Source organism: Frankia sp. CpI1-P (genome assembly GCF_001421075.1).
GTDB classification, from domain to species: Bacteria; Actinomycetota; Actinomycetes; order Frankiales; family Frankiaceae; genus Frankia; species Frankia torreyi.
Window position 1 is genome coordinate 137297 of record NZ_LJJX01000010.1, and the last position, 12045, is coordinate 149341.

7 protein-coding genes and 2 pseudogenes are annotated in these 12045 nt (G+C 73.3%); 5 read left to right on the top strand and 4 right to left on the bottom strand.

Features of this window, described 5'->3' with window-relative positions:
• Positions 1-981, top strand: a pseudogene (locus tag FF86_RS09420) (RNA polymerase sigma factor); the annotation flags it as partial.
• Between the two features lie 165 nt (positions 982-1146).
• A complete protein-coding gene (locus FF86_RS09425; protein ID WP_044883070.1) occupies positions 1147-2100 on the top strand; it encodes a bifunctional 2-polyprenyl-6-hydroxyphenol methylase/3-demethylubiquinol 3-O-methyltransferase UbiG in 954 nt (317 codons plus the stop codon).
• Between the two features lie 187 nt (positions 2101-2287).
• Here FF86_RS09425 and FF86_RS09430 read toward each other — a convergent pair whose 3' ends face one another.
• Positions 2288-3499: a glycosyltransferase family 4 protein gene (locus FF86_RS09430; protein ID WP_044883011.1), complete on the bottom strand. Its 1212-nt coding sequence runs from the start codon at positions 3497-3499 to the stop codon at positions 2288-2290.
• A gap of 347 nt (positions 3500-3846) precedes the next feature.
• Here FF86_RS09430 and FF86_RS09435 point away from each other — a divergent pair, with 347 nt between their 5' ends.
• The 3 genes from FF86_RS09435 to FF86_RS09450 all read left to right on the top strand — a co-directional run bounded on the left by FF86_RS09435 (position 3847) and on the right by FF86_RS09450 (position 9115).
• Complete coding sequence (locus FF86_RS09435; RefSeq protein WP_044883012.1) at positions 3847-4656, top strand: bifunctional 2-polyprenyl-6-hydroxyphenol methylase/3-demethylubiquinol 3-O-methyltransferase UbiG; 810 nt, start codon at positions 3847-3849, stop codon at positions 4654-4656.
• Between the two features lie 1196 nt (positions 4657-5852).
• Positions 5853-6725, top strand: a complete 873-nt coding sequence (locus FF86_RS09445; protein ID WP_095212091.1) for a class E sortase — start codon at positions 5853-5855, stop codon at positions 6723-6725.
• A gap of 560 nt (positions 6726-7285) precedes the next feature.
• Entirely contained in the window at positions 7286-9115 is a 1830-nt protein-coding gene (locus tag FF86_RS09450) for a putative bifunctional diguanylate cyclase/phosphodiesterase (protein WP_370657160.1), read from the top strand.
• A gap of 2 nt (positions 9116-9117) precedes the next feature.
• Here the strand turns inward: FF86_RS09450 and FF86_RS09455 are convergent, their stop codons facing one another.
• The 3 genes and pseudogenes from FF86_RS09455 to FF86_RS09465 form a co-directional block, all read right to left on the bottom strand.
• A complete protein-coding gene (locus FF86_RS09455; protein ID WP_044883072.1) occupies positions 9118-10740 on the bottom strand; it encodes a Gfo/Idh/MocA family oxidoreductase in 1623 nt (540 codons plus the stop codon).
• Positions 10741-10770: 30 nt separating this feature from the next.
• Positions 10771-11459: pseudogene (locus FF86_RS09460) on the bottom strand (hypothetical protein); the annotation flags it as partial.
• Positions 11456-12044: TylF/MycF family methyltransferase (locus FF86_RS09465; protein ID WP_242418442.1), on the bottom strand; the 589-nt coding region annotated here is incomplete at its 5' end. The gene FF86_RS09465 and the pseudogene FF86_RS09460, both read right to left, overlap by 4 nt.
• Position 12045 lies beyond the last annotated feature (1 nt).

The following is a 12045-nucleotide window of genomic DNA, read 5'->3' on the forward strand; positions in this document are numbered from 1 at the left end:
GAGAACCCCGACGAGGCCGATCTGCTCGCCCGCCGGCGCCGCGAGGAGGAGGAGCTCGCGCTCAAGGCGCCGACCTCCGACCCGGTGCGCATGTACCTCAAGGAGATCGGCAAGGTCCCGCTGCTCACCGCCGAGGAGGAGGTCGACCTCGCCAAGCGGATCGAGGCCGGGCTGTTCGCCTCCGAGAAGCTCGCGGTGGCGACGAAGAAGACCTCCCCGCAGATGCGGCGGGATCTCGAGGCCATCGAGCGCGACGGGCAGATCGCCAAGCGCAAGCTGGTCGAGGCGAACCTGCGCCTCGTCGTCTCGATCGCCAAGCGCTATGTCGGTCGCGGCATGCTGTTCCTGGACCTCATCCAGGAGGGCAACCTCGGCCTGATCCGCGCGGTCGAGAAGTTCGACTACACCAAGGGCTACAAGTTCTCGACCTACGCCACCTGGTGGATCCGGCAGGCGATCACCCGTGCCATCGCCGACCAGGCGCGCACGATCCGCATCCCGGTACACATGGTCGAGACCATCAACAAGCTGATCCGCATCCAGCGGCAGCTCCTTCAGGACCTCGGCCGCGAGCCGAGCCCGGAGGAGATCGCCAAGGAGATGGACCTCACCCCGGACAAGGTCCGGGAGATTCTCAAGGTCTCCCAGGAGCCGGTCTCGCTGGAGACGCCCATCGGTGAGGAGGAGGACTCCCACCTCGGCGACTTCATCGAGGACTGCGACGCCGTCGTCCCGGTCGACGCGGCGAGCTTCATCCTCCTGCAGGAGCAGCTCGACTCGGTCCTACACACCCTCTCCGACCGGGAGAAGAAGGTCATCCAGCTCCGCTTCGGGCTCACCGACGGCCATCCCCGCACGCTGGAGGAGGTCGGGCGCGAGTTCGGCGTCACCCGCGAGCGCATCCGGCAGATCGAGTCCAAGACGCTGTCGAAGCTTCGCCACCCGTCGCGTTCGCAGAAGCTGCGCGACTACCTGGAGTAGACGCGCCTGAGTGGTTACTCGGGTCGTTGACCATGAGTGGCGACAATATTACTCTTGGCTAGTGTCGGTGTCCTGATCCTCGGTGGCTGCTGTCCATCGACGCTCGTCGGCCCGGTGCGCGGCGGCACACTCGGTGCCGTCTGTCCGGCCGAGAGGATGGCGAGCATGGCTGCCAGGGGATCCGCCGTCGCATGCCGGCTACGCCCGCTGGCGGGATTCGCCGTGGCGACAGCCGGTGCGCAGAACTTCCTCGGCGCTCGATGGGTGCCTGCGCTGCTGGCCGTGACTCCGGCTGGGCGGCGCCCGGCGGTCGCGCTGCGCCTGCTGGCCTGGAGCCCGCACTACTTCCAGCCCGGCGAGCATGACCGTCACGCGGTGGCCGAGCGCATCCGGCACACCCGGCAGGTGCTTGCCGACGAGGTGCTCGGCCGTTACCTGCATGCGGACGACGATGTCCTCGACGTCGGCTGCGGCCCCGGCTACCTGGCCGCGGCCGTGGCGCCGCGGGTCCACTCGGTGACCGCGGTCGACGTCTCCCGTGGCGCGCTCGCCTGCGCGCGGGTGTTGAACCCGGCCCCTAACCTGGACTACCTCACCGTCGACGAGTTCATCCGCGGTGGCCGTGACGTCGACGTCGTCTACTCCGTCGCGGTCGTGCAGCACCTCACCGACGAGGTGTTCGCGCACGCACTGCGTGGCTGGCACGCCGCGCTGCGCCCCGGCGGCCGGCTGCTCGCGCACGTGGTCGTCGACGACCCCCGCTGGCAGACCGAGGCGCAGTGGCGCGCCGAGCGCGAGCTGGCGGGCCGGCTGAAGCGCCGGTTCGCGCTGAACTGCTTCGGCCGCAGCGCCGACCAGGTGCGCCGACTCGTGACGGCGGCCGGATTCGGCGAGCTGGATCTCGTGGCGGTGGCCTCGTTCGTCGATGTCGACGACGACGTCGCCGGTCAGCATCTGCTGGTCGCCCGGCGCCTTGACGTGGCCGCGGCGTCCGTGGCGACGCCGTCGCGCGGGCTCACGGTGCCGGTCCAGGCGACGCCCGTCGAGCCGTTCGATCTGGAGCCGTTCGATCTGGAGCCCATCGGTCCGGCGCCGGCGAACACCGACCCGACCCGTTGAGCGACCCGACCCGACCCGCTGAGCGAGCTGCGTCTGCTGAGCGGCCTGGATCCGCCGCGGCGGACGCGGTCGCGCCCGATCACCCGGAGCTCGGGCAGCCGGCGGTCCCGCAGGTAGAAATCGGACTCGTGCAGCAGGCGTTTCGCGCCGCCGATGCGGGTGTCGGCGCAGTCGGCCATGATCTTCGTCATGCTCCCGAGTGCGAGGGTGCGCCGGCGCGGGTCCTGCCGTGCGGGGCGTCCGCCGGCTGGTGGGGAAGCTCGGCCCCGCCGAGGTCGGCGGGGGGACGCCCGGTCAGGGCGGTGAACACGAGCCGGACGTAGTCGTCCGGCCGGGTGGCTGCCGCCGCCCATTCGGCGGCGCGCCGCCCGATGCGGGCGAGGCGCGCCCGGTCGGCGAGCATGGCGCGCAGCACGTCGGCGAGGGCCTCGGCGGACTCGTCGACGGGCGTGGAGCCGGTGACACCGTCCTGGTAGGCGTCGTGGCTGCCGCCGGAGGCCGGGCCGACCACGGCGCACCCGGCGAGCTGGGCCTCCAACAGCACGATGCCGTAGCCCTCGCCGCTGGCCGCCGGCCCGCGCGGTCGGGTGCGGGTGCACAGGGCGAACAGGTCGGCGGTGGCGTAGAACCGGGCGAGGTCCTCGTCAGTCGGAGACTCGTACAGCTCGGTGTCGGGATCCGCGGACACCAGCTCGTGCAGCGCGCCCGGAGCCGGGCCCTGGCCGGCCAGCACCAGCCGGACCGGGCCCAGGGTCTGCCGGACGGAGCGTACCGCCTCCATCAGCACCGCAGCGCCCTTGCCCGCCCAGTCCGCGAGCCGGAACACGCTGAGCATGGTGGGGACCGGAGGTAGCGGCCGTCGCCGGCTCGCCTCGGCGAGCAGCATCGCCCGCCAGGCCGGGGAGATGCCGGGCGGCAGGATGGGGGCAAGGCCCACGGTGGACAGCGCCCCCGCGCTGTAGGAACTGATCGTGACCGGGTGCAGCAGGGGGTCGACCCGCAGGATCGCCCGGTCGGTGGCGCGCATGCCCCAGATGTCGGTGCCGTAGAACAGGACCGGGCCGAAACGGGCCCGGGTCAACCGCAGGGCGGCGGCGGCGACCGGGATGAGGTTGGCATGGCCGGCGACGACGCTGTCCGCGGGGCCGAAGCGCCGGGCCTGGTCGAGCGCTCGCAGGGTGAAACGGGCGCGGGCGGCGGCGGTCAGCTCGACCCCCGGTCCCAGCATGTCGATCCGTAGCAGGTCCGCCCCGCCGGCCCGCAGCGTCTCCTCGACGGTGGTGAGGTAACGCTCGATGCCGCCGCCGAGCCCGCGCGAGACGGTCAGCAGCAGCACGCGCGTGGGCTGGTCGGGTGCGGGTGCGGGGGAGAGGGCAGGAAATCGGCGAGGAAGCGGCACAGAAGGTGATGCTAATCTCTCGCCAGGTGTTCGATCCGCGTTGAGTGCCGTGTCATCGGCACCTTGGGGATTGATCCACATACTTGCAGTGGCCTTCGCGCGAGGCGGGAAGGGTGTCGGGGACCCGCTCGGGCGCGCGGCGACCGGCGTGGGGAGGGTGCTCGCGGCCGGTCCGACGCACGTATGCCCGATTCCAGCGGAGGCTCCTTTGCGGCCGACACGGGGCCGACGGTGGTCCCGGCGCGAGGTCGACGATTATGCGTCACGATGGCATTACTCTATGTAAACATCGGGCCTTGTCTCTGAGGTCGAGGACGCGTGCCGTGCCGGCGCGAAGGGAGTCGTACATGGAACTCGATCTGCGGTATCGCAATGGCGGCAATTCCGACCTGCTCGATCTGATCGACATCCGACCGGGGCGGGCGCTCGACTGCGGCTGCGGGGCGGGGGACAACGCCCGGCTGCTGCGGGCCCGGGGCTGGCGCGTCACCGGTGTGACGATCGACCCCTCGGAGCGGGCGGCCGCGGGCGTGGAGTGCGAACAGGTTGAACTTGCCGATCTCAACGACGGGCTGTCCTTCGCGCCGGACGGCAGCTACCAGCTCGTCCTGCTCTCCCACATCCTGGAACACCTGGCCGAGCCCGCGCCGCTGCTGGCCGAGGCCCGCCGGGTCGTCGATCCGGCCGGGCGCATCCTGGTGGCGCTGCCCAACGTGCTGCACTACCGGCAGCGCGCGCAGTTTCTGCTCGGGCGCTTCGAGTACACCGAAACCGGGCTCATGGACGCCACCCACCTGCGCTTCTACACGGTGGACTCGGCGCGGCGTCTGCTGGCGGACAACGGCTTGCGCCTCGTCGCCCACGCGACGACCGGCGGCCTGCCGTGGTGGCGCAGCCGCGAGGTGCTGCCGCGCGGGCTGACGCGCGGTGCCGACCACCGTGTTCTCGCCCGGTGGCCGAACATGTTCGCGTGGCAGGCACTGTTCCTCGCCACCCCCGCCCCCGCTCCCGCCGCCGGCGTCGAGCTCGGCACGCCCGAAAGCGCACCCGTGGTCGTGCCGGCGCAGAGTCCGGGGTCGTCCCGGCCGCCGGCGGTCATCGGGCGGGTCGGCGCCGAGGCCGGGGCCGGCCCACGGACACCGTCCCGGCGGCCGTGAGAGCGGGACCGGCAAGCCACGTCTGCCACCGGCGACCTGCAGTCGGTCGGCGCAGCGGGGCCGACCGTCCGGGGTGCGCGACGGTCGGGTGGCGCGGGGGACGTACGGTCCGGGGCTATCGCCGTGCCGTCCAGTGGGCCGCGCGCGGCTCGTCGGCCCTCGGGTCGCCGGGGGGCGGCAGGGGGCCGAGGCCGTCGATCAGGCCGTGGCGGACCAGCGCTGTCGTCTCGAGTCCCCGCCCGCGCGCCACGTCCAGCACCACACTGCGGGGTAGGACAACGGCCGCGGTGACGGCGGCGACCAGCGTCGTGCGCAGCCGCCAGCCGCGGATGCGGGTGAACCACAGCCGGTTGCGCACGATGTAGTAGGCGTTGCCGCGGTGGGGGATCATGGTGCTGCCGGTATGCCAGGCCCGGTGCGGGCTGAGCACGACGCTCCACCCGGCCTCCCGGACCCGGTAGCAGAAGTCGACGTCCTCGAAGCCGAGGAAGTACCGGCCGTCGAACGGGACCCGTCGCAGGCATTCGGCCTTGATGAACATCACCGCGCCGGTGACCCAGTCCGCCTCGCAGGGCCGGTCGTCGGGGGGGCGCCNGGCCCGTGGTGCGACGAGGACCGGACTCAGCCGCGCCGAGCCGGACTGCAGGCCNTCCCCGTTGATGAGGGTGGGGGCGACGACCCCGATGTTGGTGCCGGTCAGCAGGTCCAGACACGCCCGGATCGTCGCCTCGTCGATCCGGATGTCGTTGTTGACCAGCAGGTAGGCGCCCGCCGCCGGATAGTCCCGGACGGCGAGCTGGAAACCGCCGCCGAAGCCGAGGTTGCGCGGCGGCAGGATCCACGCCACGGAGGTCGCCAGCTCCGCCGGCCGGGTCGAACCGTCGTTGGCCACGATGGTGACCTGGGCGATCGACGGGCTTGCGTCCAGGCGTTCCGCGAGTTCGACCGTGGGCTGGTGCGGGCCCCAGTGGACGATGACCGCCACGGTCTTCATCGGGCCCCCTGCCTCGGTCGAGCGGAGCGTGAGTCCTGGCGGCCGCGCGACGATGCCACCGACTGGATGCAGAGAGTAGCATAATCGTGTCACGGTGTAATGCAAGGTGGAGGTGTAGGCCCGCTGCGGCGGAGGTGTGGCGCCCGATCGATCTCCCGAATAGATTGCTAGAAGTAGTTGAACGATGCCTTAGGGTGATGGTGTGGCTGGAGCATCCTCGGTCCCGGCGGCCGAAGACGAGCAGGGAACCGCGTCGAGCGGTCCGGCGACGGGCGGGATACCCGGACCCGGTCGGCCGGCCGTTCCGGCGGCCGACGCGCCCACGGTGCTCGTCGAGGACCCGGCGTCCGGCGGCGAGAGCGCTCCCGCCGCCGGGTGGCGGCGGATGCTCGCCGGCCGGCTGGCCCGTGGGTTCGGCGAGCTACTGATCACTGCCGGGATCGTCGTCGCGTTGTTCCTCGCCTACCAGCTGTGGGTCACCGACCTGTTCGCCGGGCGGACCCAGGATCGCCTGCACCACCAGCTTGACCAGGCCTGGCGACGGCCACCGGCACCGCGGGCGCCCGCCGGCGATCGGGTGCGGCCGGCTCCGCCGCCGCCGGTCGATCTCGGCGACGGTCTGGCGATCCTGCGGGTGCCGCGATTCGGTCGGGACTATTCTCCGGTCGTCGTGGAGGGGGTCGCCGCCGCCGACCTGCGGCGCGGACCAGGCCATATTCCGGGTACGGCCATGCCCGGTCAGCTCGGCAACTTCGTCGTTTCGGGGCATCGGACGACGTATGGAAAACCGTTTAGTCGTCTCGATGAATTGAAGGTTGGCGATCCCCTTGTCGTCGAGGTCCGGGACCGTTACTACACCTACCGGGTCACCGGCTCCGAGGTCGTGACGCCGAACCGGGTGGATGTCACCTATCCGGTCCCCAAGCGACCGGGAGTGGCGCCGGCCAAGGACCTGATCACCCTGACCACCTGTCATCCGAAGTTCTCGGCGAGCCATCGACTGATCGTGTACGGCGAGCTGGTCGACACCACCGTGAAGTCCGCCGGGGTGCCCCCGGCGCTCAGGGGAGAGTGAGCGATGTACGCGTGGTTCTACCGTCACCTGCCNGGTCCGCCCCGGCTCCGGTTGACCCTGGCAGTCATTGCGGTGCTTGCCATCGTGGCCTTGCTGATGTTCGTGGTCTTCCCTGCGGTGGAGACGGTGTTGCCGAACGGTCGAGTCACACTGGGTGACTGATGGGCGTCGACTCGACGGCGGCGGGCCGCCGGCCCCCGCTCGTCCGTCGCCGGACCAGCGGATTAGTCGAAATGGCGACGGCCTGGTCCCATCGGGTAACGGAGTGGAATTCGGCAACGCCTTCCCGGGCATTAGGACCCGATGGTTGCGGGAGCGGGCCGGGGGCACCGGACGGCTGAGCCGATGCCACCGGAAAGTCGGGCATCGGATACCCTGCGAACTGGGCGGCGTTACGCTCGGATAGCGCGGAGATCGGCGTGGGCGTGGGGCCGGATGGGCCGGTGGAGGTGGCGGCGAGTGGGTCAGCCACAGCCGGTCCGGAGAGCGGCGCAAGGGCATTGCGGGATCGGCTTCGGGGGAATTCAATGAAATGGCCGGATCGGATACGGCGTGGTTCGGTGCTCCGCCTCGGCGGCGTGGCGTGGAGACCGGGCGGTCGCGGATCGTCACGCCGCCCGCCCGGCCGGGGCGGCCGCGGCGTCGCCCGCCCGGCGGTGGCCGTCCTCGCCGTGCTGATCGTGCTGGCGCTCGTGGTCGGATTCGTGCGCCCGCCGGCCTTATCCGGCGCCGGGGGTCGCGTCGGCGCGGCCGCGATCTCCCTCGCCGCGTTCGCCGCGGTCCTCGTCCCCGCGGTCCTCGTCCCCGCGGTGCGGTCCGGCAGGGGACGCGCCCGCGGCGGCACCGGAGGGGGCTACTGGCGGGGGCGGCGGCGCTGGGCCGGAGACGAGCTGACCGGGCTCGCCGACCGCCGGCACTTCCTCGACGCGGTCGGCCGCAGCCTGGGCGGCGGCCACCGGGCGCGCGCCGTGACGCCGGTCGCGGTCCTGCTCCTCGACCTCGACCGGATGCGCGACGTCAACGGTGCCCTCGGCCACGAGCAGGGCGACCGGCTGATCGTCACCGTGGGCCGGCGGCTGCTCGCTGCCCTGCCCGGCTCGACCCCGCTCGCGCGGGTCGACGGCGACGCCTTCGCGGTGCTGCTGCGCGGCGGCGGGGTCGAGAGCGCCGAGCGGCTCGCGGCCGTCCTGCGGGAGGCGCTCGAACTGCCGGTCCTGCTCGCCGGCACCCCGGTCCGGCCCGACGCGAGCATCGGGATCGCCTGCTCCCCCGAGCATGGCCGGACGGCGCTGGAGCTGTTCCGCCACGCCGAGGAGGCGATGCACGCCGCGAAGCGGTCCCGGTGCGGGCAGGCGGTCTACATCCGGGCGCATCCCCCGATCAACCGGGCGCGCCTGCTGCTGCGGGCCGAGGTTCGCCAGGCGCTGGACCGCGGCCAGCTCGAACTGAGCTACCAGCCGAAGGCCGACCTGCGCAGCGGCCGGATCAGCGGGGTCGAGGCGCTCGTGCGCTGGCGCCATCCGGTCGACGGGGTGCGGCCGCCCGACGTGTTCCTTGCCGAGCTCGACCGGGCGGGGCTGATGCCGAAACTCACCATGCACGTCCTCGACCAGGCGCTGGCCGCCTGCGCGGGCTGGCACGCCGGGGGGGCACCGCTGACGGTCTCGGTCAACGTGCCGGCGTCGGTCATCGTCGACCGCGCCTTCGTCGGCGTGGTCCGCGCGGCGCTCGGCCGCCACCGGCTCCCGCCGTCGGCGCTGGTCGTCGAGGTCACCGAGGACAGCCTCATCGAGGCCCGGGAGGCGGCCCGCCGCACGCTGGCGGGTCTGCGCAGCCTGGGCGTGCGGGTCAGCCTGGACGACTACGGCACCGGCTTCTGCTCGCTGACCTACCTGCGCGAACTGCCGGCGGACGAGGTGAAGCTGGACCGTACGTTCCTGCGTGATCTCGACCGTGACCCCGCGGCGGTCGAGATCGTGCGCTCCACGGTCTCGCTCGCCCATGCGCTGCGGCTGCGCATCGTCGCCGAGGGGGTGGAGACCCAACGGTCCTGGCAGGCACTGGCCGACTGGCAGTGCGACGAGGTGCAGGGCTTCTTCGTCGCCGGGCCGATGACGGGCGACCGGGTCGTCGGGTGGCTGCGTGAGTGGGCCGCCCGGCTCGCCGTCCCCGCCGACGCCGGGACGTCGGCGGGCGCCGCCCTGGTCGGCGCCGGCAGGGTGCCGGGGGGTGCCGCTGTGGCCATCCCGGCGCTGTCGGCACCGCCGTCGGCCGGCGCGGGCACGCCGCGGCCGGGCCAGTGGCCGGCCGGCCTGCGCGGCACCCCGGCGCCCGCCACGGCCTGGCGGGCGACCGGCTACCGGGTGCAGACCGACCTCGCGGCCTCCTGAGTTCAGGAACCCGACCCCTGCCGGGTCGCCGCCGCGTCCAGCCGCAGCGTCAGCTCGGCGACCGCCCTGATCTCCCGCGCGTCGTCGCCCGGCGCCCCCGCGACGAGCCGCTCGCAGATCCCGCGATACATCGCCGGGTAGCTGTCGAGCCGGTTGACCCGGCGACGGCGCAGGATCCGGGAGCCGGCCTCGGCGGTGTAGCGGGCGCCGTCGACGATGGTCGCCGTCACCCCGTTGGCGCGCAGCTCGGTGTGCTCGCGCAGGCCGTAGCGGCTGCCGCCGGCGCTGGTCAGCACGAGTGCGAGGATCGCGTCGTTCACGAGCTCGACGTACACGGTGAAGGTGCCTGTGCGGGCGGAGGTGACCGTGGCACGGCGCACCGGCGCGAAGTCGTTGAGCCACAGGAAGTGGTCGATCCAGTGGCAGCCGTTGCTCACCAGCCGGGTGCGCGAGGCCGGCCAGCGGTACCAGTGCCGAGCGGGCAGCGGCTCCTCGTACACCACCGCGCTGTAGACCATCGGCTCGCGGGCCTCGCCGAGGCGGAGATCCTCACGTAGCCAGGCGTTGATCGGCGAGTGGCGGCGCTGGAAGCAGGCGAACAGGCGCCCGCCGCCGTCGATGAGCTTCGCCAGCTCCTCGAGGTCCTCCTCGGTGGTGACCACGGGTTTCTCGACGACGGCCGCCGAGCCGCGGCGCAGCGCCGCGCGGGCCAGCGGTGCGTGGGTGTGGTGGTAGCCGGCGATCAGCAGGACGTCCGCCTGGTCGTCGTCGGCCGGCAGCGGCGAGGTGTCCCACGACCACCGGTCGGTGCGCCGGACGCCGATCTGCACGGGATCGAGCTCATGCACCCGGATGAGGTCGAGGTGCTCGCCGATGTGCGGGACGATCTGGGTCTTGGCGTAGTGGCCGAGCCCGAACAGGGCCGCGGTGGGCCGGCCGGCACCGGGCGCCGGGCGCCGCCGCGTGCTGGACGCGATCGGGCTGGCGCCGGTGAGCAGCCGGTCGTCCGGCCTGGCCCCGCGCCACTCGACCGCGAGCCACGCCACGAGTCGGTCGACGGCCGCCGGGTCCAGCGCGATCCCCGCCATCGGCGACCAGCCGACCAGCGCGTCGTCGACCGCCGGCGGCGGGCTCGCCGGTCGGGCCCGGTGGACGATCGTGGCCCGGCCCGGCCGGGCACCGGGCCCGGCCGGCCGGGGGACGCCTGCCGGGTGGACCGGGCGGATCAGGTCGCGGTGCAGGACGACTCGCTCCATGCACGCCGGGTGACAGGGCGCGACGAAGGCCACGGGCGAGCCGGCCGCCGGGACGCCCGCCGAGGGCTCCTCCGCCGGGGGCTCGCCCGCCGGGGACGGGCCCGGTTCGACCGTGCCCAGCCCGACCCCCACGTACCGCCGGTTGCGGTCGCGTTCCCGCAGCCGGCTGGCGGTCTTGCGGGCCACCGCCCGAGCCCCGAACTCGCGGGTGTAGGCGGCCAACGCCCGGGAGCCGCCCGACCGCACGAAGAACTGGTCGTCCACCGGGACCAGGGTGATCCAGACGGACGGGCGGATGCGTGCCTGCCCGGCCGTCGGGGTCTCGTCGAGGAAGCCGTCGGCCCAGCGCTGCGCGATGAGAACCCTCATCCCGTCGCCGTCGCCGTCGCCGTCGCCGTNGCCCATCCGGCCGGCTGGGCGTGGCAGGCGCCAGCGAGCAACGCCAGTGGACCCGACAGCGCCTCGTCGATCATCCGGGCGCAGGTCTCGAACTCGTCCCGACCGCCCTCGAGCGGATCGGCCAGGTCGTCGATCGACGCCGGCACGATGCGGCCCGAGGCACGGACCCGCCAGGCGGCCGCGGTCAGGTACTCCCCGGCCAGCCGCGGCTCACCCGGTGGGAGGTCCGCGGGGCGCACCCCGGAGGTCAACCGGCCGAACTCGCGCACGGTGAAGGTCCGGCGCAGGGCGCGCGGCGCGAGGGCGACCACCGCCGAGCGGTGCCGCCGGGTCGCGCACAGGACCAGGTCACTGGCGCCGATCAGCTCCGCGGTCAGCGGCCGGGCGCGGAACGCCCCGGGGTCCACATCCCGCGCGCGCAGCAGCGCCGCGGCATGGGGGTGCATCGGCGCGGCCGGCTCCGCGCACACCCCGGCGCTGTGGAACACGGGCGCCGCGCCGGGCGTCGCGCGGAACCGGACTGCGGCGAGGTGCTCGGCCAGCGGCGAGCGGCAGAGATTGCCAGTGCAGACCATCAGCACCGTCCATGGCCGACGCTGCTCGCCCGCCCCACCCGCCCCACCCGCTCCGCCAGCCTCACCGGGTCCGATCGGCCGGGTGGCGGGGCGGGGCCAGCCGGTGGTGCTCATGCCGGACGGGGCGCGTTGCCCCGGCGCCAGTACACGCCCGTCCAGTCGACCTGGATGATCGGCTCGGACACGCCGTGGGCGGCCCGGTAGTCCTCCACGGCCGCCCGGCAACCGGGAACCGCCCCGTAGTCGTCGATGATGCAGTAGCCGCCGGGGGACAGCTTCGGATACAGCGCGCCGAGCGCGTCGATGGTGCTCTCGTACATGTCACCGTCCAGGCGCAGCACCGCCAGGCGTTCGATCGGCGCGCCGGGCAGCGTGTCGCGGAACCATCCCGGCAGGAAGCGGACCTGGTCGTCGAGCAGGCCGTAGCGGCGGAAGTTCTCCCGTACCTGGTCGATGGAGACGGCGAGGGCGGAGTGCTCGTGGTGGCGGTCGCCGGTGTCGGCCGCGTAGCGCGGGTCGGGCACCGGCAACCCGGCGAACGAGTCGGCGACCCAGACCGTGCGGTCGTCGACCCCGTAGGCCGCCAGCACCCCGCGCATCAGGATGCAGGCCCCGCCCCGCCACACCCCGGTCTCGATGAGGTCGCCGGGGACGCCGTCGCGGATCACCTGCTCGGTGCACTCCTGAAGGTTGCGCATGN